We start from the raw sequence: 21,372 nt of genomic DNA on the forward strand, positions 1-21,372 counted from the left end.
TATGAACAAGATCACTATTCTTTGGGTCGATGACGAGATCGATCTACTAAAACCCCATATTCTTTTTCTTGAAAATAAAGACTATAAGGTAGTTACAAGCCAAAGCGGACAAGATGCACTGGAGGAACTAAAAAATACATTTTTCGATATCGTTTTTTTGGATGAAAACATGCCCGGTATTTCTGGGCTGGAAACCCTAACGGAAATAAAAAAATTCGATGCCTCCATTCCAGTTGTGATGATTACCAAGAGTGAAGAGGAGTTTATTATGGACGAGGCCATTGGTTCCAAAATTGCCGATTACCTAATTAAGCCGGTAAACCCAAATCAAATCTTATTATCCTTAAAAAAGAGCTTGGACCACTCTAGATTGATTTCTGAAAAGACCACCTCCAATTACCAACAAGAGTTTAGAAAGATTGCGATGGACCTTTCTATGGTAAACAGTCATGAGGAATGGGCAGAGCTTTATAAAAAACTCATTTATTGGGAGCTACAATTGGAAGAAATAGAGGATTCAGGGATGTTTGAGATTCTAGAGTCCCAAAAAGTTGAAGCGAATTCCCAATTCAGCAAATTTGTGGATAAGAATTATAGTGAATGGTTTAATGGTGAGGAAGGTCCCATTATGTCCCACACTCTTTTTAGAAATAAAATTAAACCGGAAATTGAAGGAAATAAAACCTTGTTGATCGTTATAGATAATTTAAGATATGACCAATGGCTAGCCTTTGAGGAGACCTTGGCCGTTCACTATAAGAAAAAACACGAAGCATCATATTATAGTATTTTGCCTACGGCAACACAGTATGCCAGAAATGCTATTTTTTCTGGCCTTATGCCCTTGGATATGGAGAAACAGCATCCAGATTGGTGGAAAAATGATACGGATGAGGGTGGGAAAAACTTATTTGAAGCAGAATTTCTTGGGGCCCAGTTAAAACGACTTGGACTTGACTTAAAATGGGAGTACCATAAAATAAGTAGTCTACGGCAAGGAAAACAATTGGCACAAAACTTTAAGTCACAAAAAGATAACGATCTAACCGTTTTGGTCTACAACTTTGTCGATATGCTGTCCCATTCCAAAACCGAAATGGAAGTCATCAAGGAATTGGCGGCCAACGATAAAGCGTATCGCTCATTGACGCTAAGCTGGTTTAAAAACTCACCTTTATTAGAGATTATACAGCAAGCCCAAGCTATGGGAATGAAGTTGATCCTTACAACAGACCACGGCACCATAAATGTAAAGCAACCTTCTAAGGTTATTGGGGATAGGGAGACCAGTCTCAATCTAAGGTACAAGACAGGAAGAAGCCTGACCTATGAGAACAAAGATGTTTTAGAGAGCAAAAATCCGCAAAGCATACATCTGCCTAATATTAATTTAAGTAGCTGCTATATTTTTGCTAAAAACGATCTGTTCTTTGCCTACCCTAATAATTATAATCATTATGTTGGGTATTACCGTAACACATATCAACATGGTGGGGTTTCGCTGGAAGAGATGATTGTTCCTTTTGTAGTTTTAGACGCCAAGTAGTATATGAAACCCTTAACCTTTACACTAAATCAACTCCAAGCAATTTCGAAGAAAATTATCCACGGATCAAAAAGTAAAATACTGTGTTTTTATGGTGATATGGGCGTTGGAAAAACTACTTTAATAAAATCGATAGTTGCGGCATTGGGAGGAGATGGAAATACCCATAGTCCCACTTTTGGCTTAGTAAACGAATACTACAACAAGAAAAATGAACAAATTGCCTTTCATTTTGACTTTTATAGAATTGAAGACGAGGCCGAAGCCCTTGATATGGGACTGGAGGATTATTTTAGTACCGATATTTGGATATTTATAGAATGGGCAGAAAAAATAGGATCTCTATTACCTGAAGAAGCCGTAACCATCCACTTACAGTTTATCGATGAAAACACCCGCTCAATCGAGTTTAACATGGATACAAAATGAATTGGTCATATCTTCAACAACAGTTTTGATGAACAACATCTTTACCGATGAAAAGCATTTTTTTAAGATGAAATGCATTTTTTATCGGTAAAGTGCGTAGGAAGTTAAGATATTTTCTTACATTTGTTCTTGAAATGAATTCATTTATTAACCTAAAAACTCTTTTACGATGAACACTAAAAAAGTTTTTTTTGGATTAATGGCTATTGCTTTTTTTGCTATGACTGCGGTATCAACCAACGTTATTGAAGTAGATGAAGACCAAACCGTTAGTATCAGAAGAGATCAACTTAAGAAGTTATAATCTTTTCTATCCAAACATTATTTGAATAATCCCTTTTTTAAAAGGGATTATTTTTTTACAATAATATCAAGTTTTTTTAGTTAAAGGATTAATGAAAGATAAAACTCGAGTTAGGAAAAAACTTCTTATTGAAGGGTTTATATCGCTCTTAATAGCGATTACCCCTTTGCTATTTTATTTTTACAAATACCTTCCAATTGATAGTAAATCTTGGTCATTTATAGGAATTAACTTTTCGTCCAATGGTTTTGAAGATGTGAGTCTTGCTTTTTATTACTATTTCAATAAATTAGTCCCTTTGCTATTATTAATTATATGGTTTATCTCCTGTAAAAATTGGTGGTACCATGCCATCCTCATTCCTATCTCTATGTATAGTTTTCAGCTATACAGCGTACTGACTTACGACTCTGGCAATCTTGATGAAAATGAAATCATGTATGTTATTGCTGTTAGTATGGTCGTAATCCCTGTAGTTTATTTCATTAGGGTAAAGTTAGTTGACAAACATGTACATGGTATCGATTTAAAAGCCATGGATACCGAGCTTCAAATCCTTAAGGAAAAAGAAGAGCTACGGAAGGAACGTGAGAAGCTTGAAAAAAGCCAAAAGACCCTTTCAAAAAATATGTAAATTTGTTTACTTACGTTTTAGCGTAACATCCAGATTTACATACTATGAATCAACCATCCTCTCCATTTAGCAAGCAACAGTTACTGCCCCAAGAGGAAACTTTAGAACTGCTTAAGCAAAAGGGAGAACTTTTTATAGGTATTCCCAAGGAAAACCAGTATCAAGAAAAGCGTATTTGCCTTACGCCAGATGCTGTTAATGCCATTACCGCACATGGGCATCGGGTACTTATAGAATCTGGTGCTGGGGATGGTGCCAATTTCTCGGATACGGACTATACCAATGCAGGAGCAGAAATTAGTAGGGACACCAAAAAGGTTTTTTCATGCCCCTTAGTATTAAAAGTAGAGCCTCCTACCCTTTCGGAGATTGATATTATCAACCCGCAGACCATCATCATTTCTGCCTTACAAATCAAGACACAAACTAAAAAGTACTTTGAGGCAATGGCCAAAAAGCGGCTTACCGCCATAGCTTTTGAGTATATTCGAGATGAAGACGGGAAGTATCCTGCGGTGCGTTCCCTTAGCGAAATTGCGGGAATCTCATCCATATTGATTGCATCGGAACTTATGGCCACTACCAATAAAGGAAATGGGTTAATGTTTGGAAATATAAGCGGTGTACCGCCCGTGGAAGTTGTTATCATCGGTGCAGGAACTGTGGGCGAATTTGCGGCGCGTTCCGCTTTGGGACTCGGGGCCAATATCAAAATATTCGATAACTCCATTACCAAGCTTCGTACTATTCAGACCAACCTTAACCAAACGGTTTATACATCTACTATTCAACCAAAAAATTTATTAAAATCCTTAAAGCGATGCGATGTTGCCATTGGTGCTACCAGAGGCCAGGACCGCTCCCCTATTGTAGTCTCCAGCACTATGGTGGAACATATGAAAAAAGGTGCTGTAATTATAGATGTGAGCATTGATATGGGCGGGTGCTTTGAAACCTCGGAAGTGACCAGCCACGATAAGCCGACTATAGAAAAGTTTGATGTCATCCACTATGGCGTTCCCAATATTCCATCTCGATATCCGAGGACGTCTTCCATTTCCATAAGCAATATTTTTACGCCTTATCTATTGAAAATTGGTGAGGATGGAGGTCTGGAGCATTCACTACGTTTTGACAAAGGACTCCGTAACGGACTTTACATGTACCACGGTATTTTGACCAATAAGTCGGTCGGGGATTGGTTTGGATTGACTTATAATGATATTAACTTTCTTATTTTCTAAAACCTTATGGCATTCTTAAGACGCTTGGGATGGTACCTTGTAGGACTATCCATTGGTATTGTATTTTTAGTATTTTTCTTTAAGAAAAAATCTGGGGAAAGTGGCATTGATTTTTGTTATTTTCCTAACTGTAGGGTTTTAAAAGATATGCGTTCCAAACCTTTGGTGTTTTCGGAGGCCATTGGAAAAACAGCGAAAGATTCCCTTTTGATAAAATCATTTTTAACAGACGGGAATATTGATTTTGGAAAAAGCGATACCAAGAACAAGCTTTGTAAGACTTATTTTATTGAAAGTGAAATTGACGGTAGGGATTGGGTTTTAGTAGCTAGAAACTGTAAACAAGAAGTAAAAATTGAAACTGTTGAGAAAGGAAAATAAAACTTTTAGTCTGAATTTATTACAACATCTACTTAATAAAACTCAAATGTCTAATTTTCTTCTTTTCTTTTCTTTTTGTAACAGCGCAAGCTCTCTTGTAGTCTGTCCGGCTACAGAAGTATTTTCCTCCGCCCTTCGTATTAAATAGGGCATTACGTCTTTTACAGGGCCATACGGCACATATTTAGCAGCGTTATATCCAGCAGCAGTGAGGTTAAAAGTAATATGATCGCTCATGCCGTAAAGCTGACCGAACCAGATATTGGAATCTGCATTATCCAGATCTCGTTTCTTCATCAAGTCTACCAATTTCAAACTGCTTTTCTCATTATGGGTACCTGCGAATATGGAAATCCGTTCTAGGTTTTCCATTATAAAGGCCACACCATTGTCAAAATTATCGTCCGTTGCTTGCTTGGACTCACAAATAGGACTTTTATAGCCATACTCCTTGGCTCGTTCGTTTTCTTTTTCCATATAAGCACCGCGAACCACTTTTAATCCTATCTTAAAATGTTCTGATGTAGCGGTTTCGTTCAATTTCCTCAAATACTGCATGCGATCCCAGCGGTACATTTGCACGGTATTAAAAACTACTGCTTTTTCCTTATTGTATTTCCGCATCATTTCCAGAACAATGGCATCGGCTGCATCTTGCATCCAACTTTCTTCGGCATCTATCAGTAGTGCCACGTTTAGGTCATGTGCTTTTTTACATACTTTGTCGTACCTGCCAATAATCCGTTGCCATTCAGCAGTTTCATCTTGGGTCAACTCTTTTTTGGCACTTACTTTGGCATACAATTCAAAACGGCCAAAGCCCGTTGGCTTGAAGACTGCAAAAGGGATAGCTGACTTCTTCTTAACAAAATCCAGTACCTCCAGCACTTTGTGCAAGGTAAAGTCCAATTGATTTTCAATTTCCTTTCCTTCTACCGAATAATCCAAAATAGAATAAACTCCCTTTTCATGCATTTTATCTATGATGGGCATACAGTCATCTTCATTGACACCACCACAAAAATGGTCAAAAACAGTAGCTCGTATCAAACCTTCAACTGGTAAATGGGCCTTGATAGCAAAATTGGTCACCGCAGTTCCAATCCTTACGAGGGGTTCATTGCCAATGAGCTTGAATAAAAAATAAGCACGCTCCAATTGGGAGTCTGTTTTTAATTGAAACGCTATTGCGGTATTCTCAAAATCTGGATGCATTTTTATCAAAATATTAAAGATTCAAATATAAGTAGTCATCCTAGAACACTATCAATAAAATAGTCATTATTTTGCACTACAAAGCGCACTATGGAGTCCATCAAATCACATTCTTACGAGGTACATCTAAATGAGCTTGCAGAAGCTGCTCTAAGACAACATATTGCAAAAAACAACTATTCCAAAGTGTTTGTTTTGGTGGATGAAAATACCAAAGAACACTGTTTATCCTTTTTTGAAACGATACTGGCACACCCCATAGATGCTATTCTTGAAATCCAATCCGGAGAGATCAATAAAACCATAGCTACCTGTTTAAAGCTTTGGAATGCTTTATCTGATGAAGATGGTGATAGAAAAAGCCTGCTGATCAACCTTGGTGGCGGTGTGCTTACCGATTTGGGCGGTTTTGTGGCCTCAACATTTAAAAGAGGGATCGAATTCATTAATATCCCCACTACCCTATTATCTATGGTAGATGCTTCCGTTGGTGGAAAAACTGGAGTAGACCTTGGCCCGTTGAAAAATCAAATCGGTGTTATCAATCAACCCCAAATGGTATTGGTATTCCCAAAATTCCTGAATACACTTGAAAACAGACAGCTAAAAAGTGGATATGCCGAAATGTTGAAGCATGGCCTTATAAAAGATGCCGAGTACTGGAAAAACTTAGTACAAGATGGTAATTTCACTGATGCTAACTGTATCATGAAATCCATTGCCCTTAAAAATGAAGTAGTATTAAAAGATCCGACCGAGCAGGGTATTCGTAAAATTCTAAATTTCGGACATACTTTGGGACATGCCATTGAATCTTATTTCTTGGAACATCCAGATAAAGAAACACTGCTACACGGCGAAGCCATTGCCATAGGGATGATCTTAGAAGGTTATCTTTCCCATGAGCTCAAGGGACTGTCAAAACTATCGTTACAAGAGATCAAGGAAGTTTTTCTGCGGTATTTTGATAAAGTAGATTTTAATCAAGAGGATATGAAAGCCATTCTTAAACTTTTGAAGTACGATAAGAAAAATTCACATGGTGAGGTCAACTTTGTATTGCTCCAAACTATAGGAACAGCCATTACGGATGTTAAGGTGCCAGAGGATATCTTTCAAAAAGCTTTCGCTTACTACAAAGAACAATAGCTACATATACTATTATTTATCTTTTACAACTCTTTGCAAAAGCGGCTTCTAAAAATTCATAGTTTAGGACAGTAAACTAAAAACACCCATACTATGAAACGAATCCTAATCGATTACAAAAAGTTAAACCATGAAACAGCTGCAGCTTTAATAGACGCTTATCCATATGGTTATGGGGACGATGATATTATCACCCTTAAGAAACCAAAAGGTGAAATTATTGAAGCTGTTGAAGTACGTACCGAAGACACGGTTTATTTGGTAAAAATCAGTAAAAGCCTTTCTAGCTTCATTGCCAATTTTGAAGAAAACATGGAAAAGGAATTGGAAAAGGATACAAAAACCGAAGCTGTGCTTGATTCCGAAAAAGAGCAATTTGAAAACCCCGAACTTGAACTGGATACTGATTTAGATACTGAAGGCCTATACTAGAACATTACTTTTATAAATAGCGTTCACTAATTACTTTTAGATGATGTGCTTGATGGCCGCATATGACGAAACCCATCGCACGTGCACTCATCTGTGACCCGCTTGCACTCCCCAATCGTTTGAGCAAAGTTTCATCAAAAGATTTGAACAGGGTTGTCGTAGCAGCCCTTACAGTATCGTATTCATCCAATATTTCTTCTTTTGATTTGGCCATTGCATTGGATTCCGGTACAAAAACATCCTGGTCAAAACCAGCTAAAGGAGTAGTATCATTTCTTGCAAATCGTAAAGCTCTATATTGAAATATACGCTCTGCATCTATGACATGCATTAAAACCTCTGAGATTTTCCATTTCCCATCGGCATAGGCATAGTGAAGTTTATCAGCGGGAATATCTTTTACGAAGGATAAAAATTTAGAATGTCCATCCTCAATTTCATCCATTAACGAAACGTTTCCCAAAGCTTGAATATAACTATGGTAATATGGATCATATTCAGAAACAGGCAAATCTGAACTTAACATACCAAGAACAAACTGTTATAGTTCATTAAAAATAGTATGCATCAAACGTTTTTTATCGTTAATGCTCTCTTCCAAGGAAATCATAGTTTCTGTTCTACTAATGCCGTCAATATCATCGATTTTAAAAATAATATTTTTTGCATGCGTAGTATCCTTTGCCCTTATTTTACAGAAGATGTTGAATTTACCTGTGGTAATGTGCGCAACGGTAACGTATGGAATTTGATTAAGACGTTCCAGTACAAATTTTGTTTGATGGGTTTTCTCTAGAAAAATACCAACATAGGCTATAAATGAGTATCCCAACTTCACATAATCCAAGGTGAGCGAAGAACCCTTTATAATTCCAGATTCTTCCATCTTTTTTACCCTAACATGTACTGTACCTGCAGAAATCAAAAGTTTTTTGGCAATATCCGTGAACGGTGTTCTGGTATTGTCAATCAACATATCCAATATCTGGTGATCTATTTCGTCTAATTTTACTTTACTCATTCTATCAAAATTTTCAACAAAATTAGTTAATTAAGAAATTATATGTAAAGAAAATGTACTTTTTTTAAACAAAACGTAAGAAACCATGCGATTATAGTTCTTATTTTTTTGCTGAAAGAATCAAATCCAAAACTTCTTGTTGGGAAGATATCCTTTGAAAATCATCGTGTTTGCTACAGTCAAGGCTTTCATGACCAAAAAATCCTTCCTGCAATCCCACAAAAACTATTTCTGGTTGAAATAAAATGCTGTTTTCATCCAAAACCTCTTTATACCGAATTCCAAGAATGTCACTTTCATCAAGATTTGGATTAAGTGTATGTGCATTTTTTACTATAATATCATAAAAAAGCTTTTCGTTCTCAGGAATTTCAAAATAATCCGATGTTTTAAAATCATCTATTTCATTTTGGGCAATTACTTCCAATCCCCTTAGAAGTGATTGAAAAATAAATGCTCTGGTTTCCTCCCTTTCATAGTCCTGCGGGTAATGCCCTGCTTCAAATAAAATAGTAGGTACTTGTTGCATTTGAAACGTATCCCCAACGCAATTCTCGTTAAATCCATCATCATACCTTCCTATCTGGTTTGGAATATATTGATGTAAATGCTTTGCCATTGCAGCAATAATTTTCATGGAGATTGCTCTGGCAGGCGTAACATCCCGTTCTTGATTACTGGCAGGGGATAAAAAAGATACAGTAGCCGGATGCTTGGACTTACCGGCACTAAAAAGAGTTCGCTGATCATGTAAATTAAAGCAATATGCAGGTTCAAATTCATCAAACACTTTTCTCAAAACTTGGCTCTCGGATTGCGATTGCTGTTTGGCATCACGGTTCAAATCTATTCCATTTGCATTTGTCCGTGTATAAAGTTTTGCTCCATCTGGATTAAGAATTGGGATTATCCTTAAGGTACAGTTGGTCAAAATTGATTTTGCAAGAACTTCATCGATCTGCAGAAAATTGACCATATCCAATGCAGCCTTAGTTGTTGTAGATTCGTTTCCATGCATTTGAGACCACAGTAAAACTTTTCGTTTACCAGTACCAAGAGTAATCGAATAAATAGTGCTGCCCATTTGGGAAAGCCCTTCTTCTTTAATTAAGGAAGCGTTTAATTTAGGTAGCCATGTTTCCAAGAGCATTTCTTGAGTAACATATCGGCCATTGATGGATTTTTCTTTATAGGCAAGATGGTTCACCATGAAGTTATACATAGAGTTTGATTTACAAAAGTAAACCAACTATAAATTACATTTGTAAACATTTTTTAAATCCATAAATTCACAGATTACAATTATATCAAATTAATTTTCACAAATGTAAATTGGTTTTTAGATTGAAAACATAATTAATTATAAGTAGATTAAAATCAATTATTTAAACAATATTATACGATGTATTAATTCAATAATATATGAATATTTAAGTTAAAATTTTTCATTAAGGATTCAATTATCAATACCTTCACTATCTAAATCGTTTACAATTGTGAGCAAAGAGATTACGGAACGTATTAAAACAATAATCGACCATTACGAACTGGCGGTTTCCACGTTTGCTGACAGTATTGGTGTACAACGTTCCAGTATTTCCCATTTGCTTAGCGGAAGAAATAAACCAAGTTTGGACTTCATCTTAAAGGTCATTAAAACCTATCCCGAAGTAAACCTGTATTGGCTATTGAATGGCAAAGGAACTTTTCCATCAGTTCAAAAAGACAAAAACACTTCCCCTACCCAAAAGGAGGTCGTACAAGAAAATAAAAAACTTCCAAAAGAAGTTTTTCCTATACCGATGAATAAAACTAAAGACGCCACACCTTCAAGAATTGTAATATTCTATACGGATGGCACTTTTGAATCATTTGAGGTAAAAAATGATTAGCGCCAGCTGTCAATTTTCAGTTCTTTGCACTTTCTTTGCATACATGATAAAAAAGGTATTTTGTTTTTTGGGCCTTATTGTGTTTTTTTCATGTAGTGCTCCTCCAAAAAGAAATTGTAGCGATTTCAAAACAGGAAAGTTTTCTTTTAAAAGCAGTATCGATGGAGAGGAAAAGGAAACTACTTTTTTTAGAACCGAAGATACCGAAGTTGATTATTTTGAAGGGAAACAGGACACTTCCTCTGTAAGATGGATAAATGAGTGCGAGTACATCCTTAAAAATAAAAATCCAAAAAGCAAGGCTGAAGAAAAATCGATTCACATAAAAATATTGACTACTTCAGATTCTTCTTATACATTTGAATATAATGCCGTTAACGATAAACGCAAGTTTAAGGGAACAGCATTTAAAATTAACTGACCATGTTTGAAATTTTCGCTAGTCCCGATGCCTGGATGGCATTGCTGACATTGACCTTTTTAGAAATCATTCTAGGAATAGATAATATTATATTTATTTCCATTGCTGCTGGCAAGCTCGAAAAAAAGGACAGAAAAAAAGCTACCAATATCGGGTTGTTTTTAGCAATGGGCATGCGGATAGTGCTTTTGTTCGGAATAACATGGCTGACCAAAATGAAAAAACCTTTCCTTATTCTTGATGAATCATGGATAACTGGTGGTTTGAGCTGGCAAGCAGTTATTCTATTTGCCGGTGGACTCTTTCTCCTTTATAAAAGCACCAAGGAGATTCGAGAAAAAATTGAAGATAAAGGGCACGATGAGCGAGAGGTGACCAAATCGCGCTCAAATTCGTTGACCAACGCAATCGTTCAGATTACTGTAATCAATATTGTTTTTTCGTTTGATTCTATATTAACTGCTATTGGTATGACCAATGGTATTTCTCCAAACCCAACAGACGCCTTGATATTAATGATTACCGCAGTGGTCATCTCTGTTGTTATTATGATGCTGTTCGCCAACCCTGTTGGGGAGTTTGTGAATAGACATCCTTCCGTGCAGGTTCTAGGTCTATCTTTTCTTATTTTAATCGGCTTCATGCTCATTACAGAAGCTGCACACCTATCTCATCTTGTGGTGTTCGATAACGAAATAGGAGCCATTCCAAAAGGATACCTCTATTTCACCATAGCATTTTCAATAATGGTGGAGTTCTTTGACTTAAGAATGAGAAAGAATAAGGTAAAAACAAAAGAAGCTACAGTAAAGGAATAAGAATTCTTAGAGATAGTGACTAGATAGAAAATCAGAATAACGTTGTTTACTGATAGCTGCTAGTTGAGAAATTTGAGATTTAATCTTAATTAGGGCGGTTAAAAGATAGTTTAGGGTTTAGTTTCTTATGTTCGAAGTGCAATTTTTGCTGTTGTTTCACAGTAAGTGTGCTACCATCATGACTCCATCCTGGAGGTCCAAAGATATACATGAGTTTATGGGATAGCTTTTTGGATTTTTTCATGTCGTTCCAAATATCTTTAAACTCGTGTGTAAGTATAACAACAGGATTGTAGGATTCGGGTGAATGGATTACCCCATATTTTACATCTACATCATCATCCAACTCTTTCCAAGTTCCAAATACTTTATCAAAAATATTCAAAAATCCACCGTGGTTTTTATCCAAATACTCTACATTTTGTGCATGGTGGACCTGATGCATAGTATGGGTATTAAAAATCTTTTCTAAAAAGCCGAGTTTAGGAACGTATACGGAATGTAATTGAAATTGCCACAAAGCTTCGATACCAAGACAGACCACTACCATTTCTGGTGGAAACCCAATTGCCGTCATCCACATGTAAAACAATGGTTTGTACAGAATAGTGAACCAACCGTTTCGAACCGCAGTACCTAAATTAAAATTATCTGAAGAGTGATGAACAATGTGCGCTGCCCAAAGAACCCGTATTTCGTGATTGGCCCTATGGAACCAATAATACGTAAAATCATCTGCTAATTGGCATAAAATCCATACATACCAAGCATAACCAAAAGATTCGTAACCTAAAAAGTTACGTCGTACCCCATCTACCATGGGATTACAAAGCTCATAAACTCCTTCAAAAAGGACGATAGCGAATATAACCTTAAACAAAGGACCAAGAAGTGCAGAGCCAATTCCCATAAAACCACTTGCAGCTAAATCTTTCCAATTGTACAAATGGTCATCACCATGTGTTTTGCTATAGGTAAGTTCAAACAAAATAAAAGCAATAAAAACGGGCACTCCGTAAACTAACGGGTTGGTGAAATCCATAAAGAAATATTAAGTAATTGGGTTAGCGTGCATAATACTTGAACGGAAAAATAGGCAGAAAAATGCTTTAAAACAAAGTTGTTTGATCAGAACCTTCATCTTTTGATTCTATACTGTCATCGGGATAACTTATAGATTCTTCATCAATCACCTCTATCTCTTTAGTTGGCTGCTCTTCTGGCTCTTCAAACGGCAAAGATTCTAAAACGTTAATATTTTTGACTTTCTCACTTGTCAATTGATTTCCTATAGCCCTTATTCCCTTAACGCTGATAAAATTCTCCACATCGACCTCTTGATTGGGTTTGGCTTCTTTCCCTCTTGGTTTTGGAAATTCAATTTCGATCACTGGCCGCCAATCCGTAGATACCAACTCTAAAAAGGATTTAGGATGTTCTGAAATTACCTGTTCCTCCTTATTCGCATTCTCGATTAAAAAACGCTTAATGTAATAGCGTTCTTTTTCACCTTCATAATGAACTATGGAAATTGGTTTTTTTGGATTCCATTTTTCCAGTACTATCATATCTTCATTAAATCGGGTCAACAATTCGGGCGGTATTGTCTTTACTTTTCCTTTTTGGTCGATTATCAATAGTAAATCGTCTCCCTTAAAATCACCTAAAAGCTCTCCTCTCCCATCTACATTTAAACGTCCTACAATATCATCGAACCAAATCTTTCTTGGTTTTAGCGTTGACACTCCCTTCTCTTTCAGTTCAATTCGCTTAACAGGGTATTTGGTAACTAGATTTCCTTTGGATGCCCTCCCTTTTATCAATAAATCCGCAAAGTCCAAATCCCATTTTAGCTTCTTAATACTACCAGACTGCCTTAGCATTACGGTAATAACTTCAGCTTCGCCATTAGGGTTTGCAGAGAAATACAATACCTCGGCCGTTGCTTTTCCTGCGGCCAAGTGGTATATCTTATCCCTGGTTATACTCGTGACATTAAATCTTTTAATATAGCTGGGGCCTCCCCTGCCATCTTTATAGACCATATTGTAAATGGTCCGCTTATCCTTTTTCTTAAAGACCGCTACATGGATGATATTCTTCCCAATAAACGTCTTCGAGTCCACCTTCGTAACCATCATCTCGCCATTCTTGGTAAAAACAATGATGTCGTCAATGTCACTACAATCGGTCACATATTCGTCCCTTCTAAGTGAAGTGCCAATAAAACCTTCTTCCCGGTTTACGTATAATTTGGTATTTCTGATAACGACCTTTGTTGCTTCAATATCATCAAATACCTTTATTTCCGATTTGCGCTCCCGCCCTTTTCCGTATTTCTTCTTAAGTTCTTTAAAGTAGTCTATCGCATACTCCACCAAATGCGCTAAATGATGTTTGGTCTGGGCAATTCGTTCATCCAAACTATCAAGAAGCTGTTGCGCTTTTTCTAAATCAAACTTAGAGATACGCTTAATTCGGATTTCGGTCAAGCGAACAATATCATCTTCCGTTACCGCTCTTTTCAGATTTTTTGTAAAGGGTTTTAAGCCTTTATCAATAGCTGCAATTACTCCTTCCCATGTTTCCTCTTCTTCAATATCCCGATAAATTCTGTTTTCGATAAAAATACGCTCCAACGACGCAAAATGCCACTGCTCTTCCAGCTCCCTAAGCTGTATCTCAAGCTCAGCCTTCAATAATTCCACCGTATAATCCGTTGAACGGACCAACATTTCCCTAACCCCTATAAACAAAGGTTTATTATCTTCAATAATACAGCCCAAAGGTGAAATAGAAGATTCACAAGCTGTAAATGCGTACAGTGCGTCTATCGTCTTATCTGGAGAAATCCCACTGGGCAGATGTACTAAGATTTCAACCTCCGCTGCAGTATTGTCTTCAATCTTCTTTATTTTGATTTTCCCCTTGTCATTGGCTTTGAGGATGGAATCAATCAAGGAAGATGTGTTGGTTCCATAAGGTATCTCATTGATGACCAAGGTATTTTTATCAAACGTAGAAATTTTGGCGCGAACACGAATCTTCCCACCGCGCATACCCTCATTATAATTGGTAACATCAATGATCCCAGCGGTTGGAAAATCTGGAAATAATTGAAAGCGCTGCCCTTTGAGATGTTTTATGGAAGCATCGATAAGTTCGTTAAAATTATGGGACAGCACCTTGGTAGACAAACCTACAGCAATACCTTCCGCACCTTGTGCCAATAAAAGCGGGAATTTAACCGGAAGATTTATAGGTTCCTTTTTTCTACCATCATAAGACAATTGCCAATCCGTAATCTTGGGACTGTACACGACGTCCAGCGCAAATTTTGAGAGCCGAGCTTCAATGTATCGTGATGCTGCCGCACTGTCGCCAGTAAGGATATTGCCCCAGTTCCCTTGCGTATCGATAAGAAGGTCCTTCTGCCCTATTTGGACCATGGCATCGGCAATACTCGCATCACCATGGGGATGATATTGCATGGTATGCCCAACTACATTGGCAACTTTATTGTAACGACCGTCGTCCAGTTCTTTTAAGGAGTGCATTATCCGGCGCTGAACTGGTTTAAAACCATCTTCTATAGCTGGAACAGCCCGTTCCAAAATAACGTAGGATGCGTAGTCCAAAAACCAGTCCTTGTACATTCCCGTTACTTTGGTCAATGTATCTTGGGAACCCTGTTGGTTTTCTAACCCTTCATCGTTCAGTTCTTCATTTTCGCTCATTTAGAAAACGTGCATTTATTTGGTTTACAATTAATTTTCCTCAACTAAATCAAGTTCTACTTTAAGGTTTTTTATTATAAACTCTTGTCTGTCTGGTGTATTTTTTCCCATGTAGAATTTCAATAGATTATCAATACTCATGGCCTTATCTAACATTACAGGCTCTAAACGAATATCGTCTCCGATAAAATGTTTGAACTCATCCGGAGAAATTTCACCCAGCCCTTTAAATCGTGTTATTTCAGGTTTGCCCGTGAGCTTCTGTATGGCATCTCGCCTTTCATCTTCGCTATAGCAATAAATGGTCTCTTTTTTATTGCGCACCCTAAAAAGCGGAGTCTGTAAGATATAGAGATGGTTTTCTTTTATCAACTCAGGAAAAAACTGTAGAAAGAAAGTAATCAGCAATAATCGTATATGCATTCCATCCACATCGGCATCCGTAGCAATTACGATGTTATTATAGCGCAAATCTTCCATGGAATCCTCGATGTTGAGTGCAGCCTGAAGCAGATTAAACTCTTCATTCTCATAAACAATCTTTTTGGACATTCCATAGGAATTCAATGGTTTTCCTCGAAGACTAAAAACAGCTTGGGTATTAACGTCACGTGATTTGGTTATGGAACCGGATGCGGAATCACCCTCAGTAATAAAAAGTGTGGACTCCAACCGCCTATCCTTCTTCATATCTTGAAGGTGAACCCTACAATCCCGAAGTTTTTTGTTATGTAGACTAGCTTTTTTGGCGCGATCTCTTGCAAGTTTTCGAATTCCAGAAAGCTCCTTGCGTTCTTTTTCTGCTTGCACAATCTTTTTCTGGATTGCGTCTTTGGTATCTGGATTTTTATGTAAAAAATTATCTAGATACTTGCCAATAAAGTCATTGATGTAAGTCCGAACGGTAGGCAAATCACCGCCCATATCCGTTGAGCCCAATTTTGTCTTTGTCTGACTTTCGAAAACCGGCTCCATGACCTTTATGGCTATGGCAGAAATAATTGATTTCCGAATATCAGAAGCATCATAGTTTTTCCCGTAGTGTTCACGAATGGTTCTTACCAAAGCTTCCCGAAATGCTGCTTGATGGGTTCCTCCTTGCGTCGTATGCTGTCCGTTTACAAAGGAATGATATTCTTCACTGTACTGTGTTCTGCTATGGGTAAGGGCAACTTCAATATCATTACCCTTTAAATGGATTATGGGATACAAAAAATCTTCCTGGTTGTTATTTTCCTCTAGCAGGTCTTTTAATCCGTTTTCCGAATGAAATTTTTCACCATTGAAAATAATGGTCAGGCCTGGATTGAGATATACGTAATTTTTGAGCATGCGCTCCACATACTCATTTCGGTATTTGTATTTTTTGAAGATGGACTCATCAGGAACAAAACTGACTTTGGTACCGCGGCGTTTTGAAGAATCCATCAATTCTTCATGCATTAGGTTACCTTCGTTAAATTCAGCGGTCTTTAATTGTCCGTCCCTTACGGATTCCACTTTAAAAAAGTTGGAAAGCGCATTTACCGCTTTTGTACCCACACCATTGAGTCCAACAGATTTTTTAAATGCCCGCGTATCGTACTTCCCCCCAGTGTTCATCTTGGAAACTACATCCACTACTTTTCCCAAAGGAATGCCCCTGCCATAATCACGAACATGAACTGTATTTTCTTTAATAGCAATCTCAATGGTCTTACCCGCACCCATAACAAACTCATCGATGCAGTTGTCGATTACTTCTTTCAAAAGGATATAAATACCATCATCTGCAGAGGAACCGTCTCCCAATTTACCAATATACATTCCTGGACGCATGCGAATATGCTCCTTCCAGTCCAGGGAACGAATATTATCCTCAGTATACTTGGTATCTGCCATTAATTAAGGGTTAATCCTCGCTAATATAAAATTTAGCAACAAAACTAGAAGTGTGCGGCGCAGAAAGTAATCAACAAAAGCTGTTGATAGAATACGGTATTGCCATTAAAAATTATACATTGAACCTAAAATGCATAACATCGCCGTCCTTGACCACATATTCCTTGCCTTCCACCCGCATTTTCCCTGCCTCTTTTACTTTGGATTCACTTCCGTAATTAATGTAATCATCATAACTGATTACCTCTGCACGGATAAATCCTTTCTCAAAATCAGTATGGATAACACCCGCGGCTTGGGGCGCCGTAGCGCCTACAGGAATGGTCCAAGCCCTAACTTCTTTGACTCCTGCCGTAAAGTAGGTTTCCAAATCCAATAACTTGTATGCTCCCCGAATCAATTTGGCTGAACCTGGCTCGGATAGCCCTAAATCTTCCAAAAACATTTGGCGTTCTTCATAGGTTTCCAATTCGGTAATATCAGCTTCTGTGCCAACAGCCAGATAAATAACTTTGGCATTTTCTTTGGCCACGGCTTGTTTTACTTTTTCTACATACGTGTTACCATCAACAGCCGCCTCTTCATCCACATTGCAAACATACATTACGGGTTTGTCCGTAATCAACTGCAACGGTTTTACATATTCGATTCGGTCGTCATCGCTCACTGAAATTGCACGCACAGAGGTACCCGCCTCCAGTCCATCCTTTAATATGGAAAGAACGGCTTCTTCCTTCTGGGCCTCTTTGTTTCCTGTCCTTGCTGCTCGTTTTACTTTGTCCAATTTCTTTTCTACGCTCTCTAAATCTTTCAACTGCAACTCCATATCGATGGTCTCTTTGTCCCGTATTGGGTCTATGGAGCCATCGACATGAACAACATTGTCATTATCAAAACAACGAAGCACATGAAGAATGGCATCGGTTTCTCGAATATTTCCCAGAAATTGATTTCCTAATCCTTCTCCTTTACTGGCACCCTTTACCAAGCCGGCAATATCTACAATTTCAACTGTTGCTGGAATAACGCGTTCTGGATTGACCAGCTCTTCCAACTTTTCTATGCGGGTATCGGGAACATTGACCACTCCAATATTGGGTTCAATGGTACAGAACGGGAAGTTGGCACTTTGTGCTTTCGCATTGGACAAACAATTGAACAAGGTCGACTTTCCTACATTGGGCAATCCTACAATACCGGCTTTCATGATGAGATGTTAGATTTAAGAATTCAGATTTCCGACTACCGAAATCCGTTTACCAATTTCAGCGTGCAAATATAAGTTGAAGTTTTTGATGTTGAAGTGATTCTATCAATACAATATTTGACGAATGAAAAACACGTAAAGTGCATATCCGATACTTACTATTATAGTAAAAATGGCAATTAGCGAAAGAAAGCACCCCGCTTTCTTCCAAAATCCATTATATGCTCCTTCTTTCTTTTGCATAAAAAACCCGAATCTTTTTGATTCGGGCTAAATTAAGGGTTTTTTATTGCTATCCATCTGGATGCATGAACTTCTGTTTTCCAAGCAGTTCTTCCTCTGTTTCTACAATATCCTCATCTGGGACACAACAATCTACCGGACATACTGCTGCACATTGGGGTTCTTCATGGAAGCCCATACACTCTGTACACTTATCTGGAGATATGTAATAAATCTCATCACTAATGGGAACTTGTACTTCATCGGCATTGACAGCCTTGCCATCTGGCAGGACCACATCACCGGAAAGCGAAGTGCCGTCACTGTAACGCCACTCATCCGCTCCCTCATAAATTGCGGTATTGGGGCACTCAGGCTCACAGGCACCACAATTGATACATTCGTCTGTTATAATGATTGCCATAATTTTCTTTTTCTCAGTATGCCGTAATCATTTTGGCATGCTTATTTTTACACAAAAATAAACCCTAGTAGTTTAGTGTACAAATATAATGATGGCACACGAATCAATATTGGAAGCTTTTGTTAATCTTGGAATATACCTTAAGGATTTCTGTGAAAACCATAAAACCGATGAAAGTGGAACATATGCGGATATAGAGCATATAATTCTTAAGGCAGGACAGCAAAACGGTTGGTTCACAAGAGAAAATGTGCTGTTTTCCCTTGAGCAATGGTCGAGGGAATTGACCCATCAAAACCTAACTGAATGGCTTTCGCGTTATAATCTTGAGGAAGAACAAGAACCAAAAACCATTGGTATCGTTATGGCGGGAAACATTCCCCTAGTGGGCTTCCATGATTTTCTGTGTGTACTTTTAAGCGGTAACAATGTCTTGGCAAAATTATCCTCTAATGATACTGTGCTTCTACCTTTTTTTGCTGAATATCTGATCAAACAAGAACCTGGTTTAAACCATTGTATGAAGTTTACCGAAGGAACATTTGAAACATATGATGCTGTAATTGCCACTGGCAGCAACAATACCAGTCGCTATTTTGAGTATTATTTTGGTAAAAAACCAAACATCATCCGCAAAAACAGAAATGCAGTCGCTGTATTGACAGGAAAAGAAACTAAAGAACAGCTTCAGCGCTTAGGAGAAGATGTTTTTAAGTATTACGGCCTCGGATGTAGGAATGTTTCCAAATTATATGTTCCAGAAGGATATGATTTTGATGAATTCTTTAAAGTTATTTTCAATTTTCAGGAAATAATCCATCAGCATAAATACGCCAATAATTACGATTACAACAAGGCAGTTTATCTTATGAGCGAATTTAAGATTTTGGATAACGGATTCTTAGTACTAAAAGAAGATAAGAGCCTCTCCTCCCCCATAGCTTCCTTATTTTATGAATATTATGATTCAATTCCCAAGCTAAAGGAACAGTTAGAACTACAAAAAGACGATATTCAATGTGTAGTTTCCAAAGGATTGCTTTCAAATGAAGTTGATTTTGGTGAAACTCAAAAACCAAAGTTAAATGACTACGCTGATGGAGTAGACACCTTAGAGTTTCTATTACAACTTTAAAAGACTCGAAGAGCTTAAAGTAGTTTCCATATCCAAGAATTTTTAAGACCTTTATCGCTTGATTCAACAATAAAAACCAACTCAACTTTTTAGTGGGTTACTAGATGATTAAGATATGAAAAAGCACAATTTTAGCGCAGGACCTTGCATTTTACCACAAGAAGTAATGCTCAAAGCTTCTGAAGCCGTTATGGAACTGGATGGAATGGGTCTTTCCCTGATAGAAATATCCCATAGAAGCAAAGAGTTTGTCGCCATCATGGAAAACGCACGTTCTTTGGCGTTAGAGCTTCTGGACTTGGAAGGAAAAGGGTATCAAGCATTATTCCTTCAAGGCGGGGCAAGTATGCAGTTTTTAATGGCTGCATTTAATCTGCTCGACAAAAAAGCAGGATATGTAAATACAGGTACCTGGAGTTTAAAAGCCATAAAGGAAGCTAAATTGTTTGGTGAAGTAGTCGAAGTGGCCTCGTCACAAGATCAAAACTTCAATTATATACCGAAAGGGTATTCCATTCCCTCAGATTTGGATTATCTACACTTAACATCCAACAACACCATTTTTGGAACGCAGATAAAGGAATTCCCCAAGACCAATGTTCCACTCGTTTGCGACATGAGTTCCGATATTTTCTCACGCCAGATGGATTTTTCGAAATTTGATTTAATTTATGCAGGTGCTCAAAAAAATATGGGTCCGGCCGGAACTACGCTGATCGTGGTAAAAGAGGATATTCTGGGTAAGGTATCTCGAAATATCCCTTCAATGATGGATTATGCCGTTCATATTGGAAAAGACAGTATGTTCAATACACCGCCCGTTTTCCCCGTTTACGTTTCTATGTTGACCATGCAGTGGTTAAAAGACCTTGGCGGTATCGCTGCAATTGAAGAAATTAACGAAAGAAAAGCCAATCTTATCTATTCTGAAATAGAACTGAATCCTGTTTTCTCAGGCTTTGCCGCCAAGGAAGACCGCTCTACTATGAATGCAACTTTTAATATTACCGATGACTCTCTAAGGGAAATCTTTGATGAAAAATGCAAGGAAGCCGGAATCAATGGAATAAACGGCCATAGGTCTGTTGGTGGTTACCGTGCATCCATGTACAATGCGCTACCCCTTGAAAGCGTAGGGGTTTTGGTGGATATTATGAGTGAACTTGAAAAGAAAGGCTAGTCCATGCGTTAGGCGTTAGGCGTTAGGCGTTAGGCGTTAGGCGTTAGGCGTTAGGCGTTAGGCCAAAATAAAATCTTAAAAATAAGTCAGGAAAAATTTA

General features: G+C 37.7%; 22 protein-coding genes. 13 read left to right on the forward strand and 9 right to left on the reverse strand.

The window, feature by feature from the left end; genetic code table 11:
• The first annotated feature begins 1 nt into the window (after position 1).
• The 6 genes from KIM67_RS14400 (at position 2) to KIM67_RS14420 (ending at position 4,538) form a co-directional block, all read left to right on the forward strand.
• On the forward strand, positions 2 to 1,546 hold the full coding sequence (locus tag KIM67_RS14400) for a PglZ domain-containing protein (protein WP_213832258.1): 1,545 nt from the start codon (positions 2 to 4) through the stop codon (positions 1,544 to 1,546).
• A gap of 3 nt (positions 1,547 to 1,549) precedes the next feature.
• A complete protein-coding gene (gene tsaE / locus KIM67_RS14405; protein WP_213832259.1) occupies positions 1,550 to 1,975 on the forward strand; it encodes a tRNA (adenosine(37)-N6)-threonylcarbamoyltransferase complex ATPase subunit type 1 TsaE in 426 nt (141 codons plus the stop codon).
• Between the two features lie 169 nt (positions 1,976 to 2,144).
• Positions 2,145 to 2,279, forward strand: a complete 135-nt coding sequence (locus KIM67_RS18710; RefSeq protein WP_256442807.1) for a hypothetical protein — start codon at positions 2,145 to 2,147, stop codon at positions 2,277 to 2,279.
• 91 nt (positions 2,280 to 2,370) lie between these two features.
• Positions 2,371 to 2,913, forward strand: coding sequence for a hypothetical protein (locus tag KIM67_RS14410; RefSeq protein WP_213832260.1), 543 nt, complete (start codon positions 2,371 to 2,373; stop codon positions 2,911 to 2,913).
• A 44-nt stretch (positions 2,914 to 2,957) separates the two neighbouring features.
• The gene (locus KIM67_RS14415) at positions 2,958 to 4,157 is read left to right on the forward strand and encodes an alanine dehydrogenase (protein WP_213832261.1); all 1,200 of its coding nucleotides are present in this window, start codon (positions 2,958 to 2,960) and stop codon (positions 4,155 to 4,157) included.
• A gap of 6 nt (positions 4,158 to 4,163) precedes the next feature.
• Positions 4,164 to 4,538 (forward strand): DUF4258 domain-containing protein, encoded by a 375-nt coding sequence (locus tag KIM67_RS14420; RefSeq protein ID WP_213832262.1) that lies wholly within the window; start codon positions 4,164 to 4,166, stop codon positions 4,536 to 4,538.
• 42 nt (positions 4,539 to 4,580) lie between these two features.
• Here KIM67_RS14420 and KIM67_RS14425 read toward each other — a convergent pair whose 3' ends face one another.
• Positions 4,581 to 5,753, reverse strand: a complete 1,173-nt coding sequence (locus KIM67_RS14425; RefSeq protein ID WP_213832263.1) for a proline dehydrogenase family protein — start codon at positions 5,751 to 5,753, stop codon at positions 4,581 to 4,583.
• A 90-nt stretch (positions 5,754 to 5,843) separates the two neighbouring features.
• On the opposite strand from KIM67_RS14425, the gene aroB reads away from it, so the two are divergent.
• Both aroB and KIM67_RS14435 read left to right on the forward strand, forming a co-directional pair.
• Positions 5,844 to 6,902, forward strand: coding sequence for a 3-dehydroquinate synthase (gene aroB, locus KIM67_RS14430; protein WP_213832264.1), 1,059 nt, complete (start codon positions 5,844 to 5,846; stop codon positions 6,900 to 6,902).
• A gap of 93 nt (positions 6,903 to 6,995) precedes the next feature.
• Positions 6,996 to 7,334 (forward strand): hypothetical protein, encoded by a 339-nt coding sequence (locus KIM67_RS14435; RefSeq protein WP_213832265.1) that lies wholly within the window; start codon positions 6,996 to 6,998, stop codon positions 7,332 to 7,334.
• Positions 7,335 to 7,344: 10 nt separating this feature from the next.
• Here KIM67_RS14435 and KIM67_RS14440 read toward each other — a convergent pair whose 3' ends face one another.
• The 3 genes from KIM67_RS14440 to KIM67_RS14450 form a co-directional block, all read right to left on the reverse strand.
• Complete coding sequence (locus KIM67_RS14440; protein WP_213832266.1) at positions 7,345 to 7,860, reverse strand: DinB family protein; 516 nt, start codon at positions 7,858 to 7,860, stop codon at positions 7,345 to 7,347.
• A gap of 15 nt (positions 7,861 to 7,875) precedes the next feature.
• Positions 7,876 to 8,355 carry an Lrp/AsnC family transcriptional regulator gene (locus tag KIM67_RS14445; RefSeq protein ID WP_055392737.1) on the reverse strand — a complete coding sequence of 160 codons (480 nt, stop codon included), beginning with the start codon at positions 8,353 to 8,355 and terminating at the stop codon, positions 7,876 to 7,878.
• Between the two features lie 100 nt (positions 8,356 to 8,455).
• A complete protein-coding gene (locus KIM67_RS14450) occupies positions 8,456 to 9,577 on the reverse strand; it encodes a M14 metallopeptidase family protein (protein ID WP_250149271.1) in 1,122 nt (373 codons plus the stop codon).
• 274 nt (positions 9,578 to 9,851) lie between these two features.
• On the opposite strand from KIM67_RS14450, the gene KIM67_RS14455 reads away from it, so the two are divergent.
• From KIM67_RS14455 to KIM67_RS14465, 3 genes are read left to right on the forward strand one after another with little or no spacing between them, the layout of a single operon-like run.
• Positions 9,852 to 10,247 (forward strand): helix-turn-helix transcriptional regulator, encoded by a 396-nt coding sequence (locus KIM67_RS14455; RefSeq protein WP_213832267.1) that lies wholly within the window; start codon positions 9,852 to 9,854, stop codon positions 10,245 to 10,247.
• Positions 10,248 to 10,290: 43 nt separating this feature from the next.
• Positions 10,291 to 10,668: a DNA topoisomerase IV gene (locus tag KIM67_RS14460; protein WP_213832268.1), complete on the forward strand. Its 378-nt coding sequence runs from the start codon at positions 10,291 to 10,293 to the stop codon at positions 10,666 to 10,668.
• A 2-nt stretch (positions 10,669 to 10,670) separates the two neighbouring features.
• A complete protein-coding gene (locus KIM67_RS14465) occupies positions 10,671 to 11,486 on the forward strand; it encodes a TerC family protein (RefSeq protein ID WP_213832269.1) in 816 nt (271 codons plus the stop codon).
• An 85-nt stretch (positions 11,487 to 11,571) separates the two neighbouring features.
• On the opposite strand, the gene KIM67_RS14470 is transcribed toward KIM67_RS14465, so the two are convergent.
• From KIM67_RS14470 to KIM67_RS14490, 5 genes are all read right to left on the reverse strand, one after another.
• Complete coding sequence (locus tag KIM67_RS14470; RefSeq protein ID WP_213832270.1) at positions 11,572 to 12,528, reverse strand: sterol desaturase family protein; 957 nt, start codon at positions 12,526 to 12,528, stop codon at positions 11,572 to 11,574.
• A 67-nt stretch (positions 12,529 to 12,595) separates the two neighbouring features.
• Positions 12,596 to 15,223, reverse strand: a complete 2,628-nt coding sequence (locus KIM67_RS14475) for a DNA gyrase/topoisomerase IV subunit A (protein WP_213832271.1) — start codon at positions 15,221 to 15,223, stop codon at positions 12,596 to 12,598.
• A gap of 30 nt (positions 15,224 to 15,253) precedes the next feature.
• Positions 15,254 to 17,104, reverse strand: coding sequence for a DNA topoisomerase IV subunit B (locus tag KIM67_RS14480; protein WP_213832272.1), 1,851 nt, complete (start codon positions 17,102 to 17,104; stop codon positions 15,254 to 15,256).
• 112 nt (positions 17,105 to 17,216) lie between these two features.
• On the reverse strand, positions 17,217 to 18,311 hold the full coding sequence (gene ychF, locus KIM67_RS14485) for a redox-regulated ATPase YchF (RefSeq protein WP_213832273.1): 1,095 nt from the start codon (positions 18,309 to 18,311) through the stop codon (positions 17,217 to 17,219).
• Between the two features lie 292 nt (positions 18,312 to 18,603).
• Complete coding sequence (locus KIM67_RS14490; protein WP_163418976.1) at positions 18,604 to 18,957, reverse strand: 4Fe-4S dicluster domain-containing protein; 354 nt, start codon at positions 18,955 to 18,957, stop codon at positions 18,604 to 18,606.
• Positions 18,958 to 19,045: 88 nt separating this feature from the next.
• Here KIM67_RS14490 and KIM67_RS14495 point away from each other — a divergent pair, with 88 nt between their 5' ends.
• Together KIM67_RS14495 and serC are read left to right on the forward strand one after the other, a co-directional pair.
• A complete protein-coding gene (locus KIM67_RS14495) occupies positions 19,046 to 20,092 on the forward strand; it encodes an acyl-CoA reductase (RefSeq protein ID WP_313788445.1) in 1,047 nt (348 codons plus the stop codon).
• A gap of 115 nt (positions 20,093 to 20,207) precedes the next feature.
• A complete protein-coding gene (gene serC, locus KIM67_RS14500; RefSeq protein WP_213832274.1) occupies positions 20,208 to 21,272 on the forward strand; it encodes a 3-phosphoserine/phosphohydroxythreonine transaminase in 1,065 nt (354 codons plus the stop codon).
• Positions 21,273 to 21,372 lie beyond the last annotated feature (100 nt).

Origin of the sequence: Flagellimonas sp. 389 (assembly GCF_018449435.1) — a bacterium.
In the GTDB taxonomy this organism is placed as follows: Bacteria; Bacteroidota; Bacteroidia; order Flavobacteriales; family Flavobacteriaceae; genus Flagellimonas.

What these genes read in the sequence shown, in the direction of transcription:
- KIM67_RS14400 (WP_213832258.1), top strand. Translation starts at nt 2, where the DNA reads ATGAACAAGATCACTATTCTTTGGGTCGATGACGAGATCGATCTACTA.
- tsaE (WP_213832259.1), top strand. Translation starts at nt 1,550, where the DNA reads ATGAAACCCTTAACCTTTACACTAAATCAACTCCAAGCAATTTCGAAG.
- KIM67_RS18710 (WP_256442807.1), top strand. Translation starts at nt 2,145, where the DNA reads ATGAACACTAAAAAAGTTTTTTTTGGATTAATGGCTATTGCTTTTTTT.
- KIM67_RS14410 (WP_213832260.1), top strand. Translation starts at nt 2,371, where the DNA reads ATGAAAGATAAAACTCGAGTTAGGAAAAAACTTCTTATTGAAGGGTTT.
- KIM67_RS14415 (WP_213832261.1), top strand. Translation starts at nt 2,958, where the DNA reads ATGAATCAACCATCCTCTCCATTTAGCAAGCAACAGTTACTGCCCCAA.
- KIM67_RS14420 (WP_213832262.1), top strand. Translation starts at nt 4,164, where the DNA reads ATGGCATTCTTAAGACGCTTGGGATGGTACCTTGTAGGACTATCCATT.
- KIM67_RS14425 (WP_213832263.1), bottom strand. Translation starts at nt 5,753, where the DNA reads ATGCATCCAGATTTTGAGAATACCGCAATAGCGTTTCAATTAAAAACA.
- aroB (WP_213832264.1), top strand. Translation starts at nt 5,844, where the DNA reads ATGGAGTCCATCAAATCACATTCTTACGAGGTACATCTAAATGAGCTT.
- KIM67_RS14435 (WP_213832265.1), top strand. Translation starts at nt 6,996, where the DNA reads ATGAAACGAATCCTAATCGATTACAAAAAGTTAAACCATGAAACAGCT.
- KIM67_RS14440 (WP_213832266.1), bottom strand. Translation starts at nt 7,860, where the DNA reads ATGTTAAGTTCAGATTTGCCTGTTTCTGAATATGATCCATATTACCAT.
- KIM67_RS14445 (WP_055392737.1), bottom strand. Translation starts at nt 8,355, where the DNA reads ATGAGTAAAGTAAAATTAGACGAAATAGATCACCAGATATTGGATATG.
- KIM67_RS14450 (WP_250149271.1), bottom strand. Translation starts at nt 9,577, where the DNA reads ATGTATAACTTCATGGTGAACCATCTTGCCTATAAAGAAAAATCCATC.
- KIM67_RS14460 (WP_213832268.1), top strand. Translation starts at nt 10,291, where the DNA reads ATGATAAAAAAGGTATTTTGTTTTTTGGGCCTTATTGTGTTTTTTTCA.
- KIM67_RS14465 (WP_213832269.1), top strand. Translation starts at nt 10,671, where the DNA reads ATGTTTGAAATTTTCGCTAGTCCCGATGCCTGGATGGCATTGCTGACA.
- KIM67_RS14470 (WP_213832270.1), bottom strand. Translation starts at nt 12,528, where the DNA reads ATGGATTTCACCAACCCGTTAGTTTACGGAGTGCCCGTTTTTATTGCT.
- KIM67_RS14475 (WP_213832271.1), bottom strand. Translation starts at nt 15,223, where the DNA reads ATGAGCGAAAATGAAGAACTGAACGATGAAGGGTTAGAAAACCAACAG.
- KIM67_RS14480 (WP_213832272.1), bottom strand. Translation starts at nt 17,104, where the DNA reads ATGGCAGATACCAAGTATACTGAGGATAATATTCGTTCCCTGGACTGG.
- ychF (WP_213832273.1), bottom strand. Translation starts at nt 18,311, where the DNA reads ATGAAAGCCGGTATTGTAGGATTGCCCAATGTAGGAAAGTCGACCTTG.
- KIM67_RS14490 (WP_163418976.1), bottom strand. Translation starts at nt 18,957, where the DNA reads ATGGCAATCATTATAACAGACGAATGTATCAATTGTGGTGCCTGTGAG.
- KIM67_RS14495 (WP_313788445.1), top strand. Translation starts at nt 19,046, where the DNA reads ATGATGGCACACGAATCAATATTGGAAGCTTTTGTTAATCTTGGAATA.
- serC (WP_213832274.1), top strand. Translation starts at nt 20,208, where the DNA reads ATGAAAAAGCACAATTTTAGCGCAGGACCTTGCATTTTACCACAAGAA.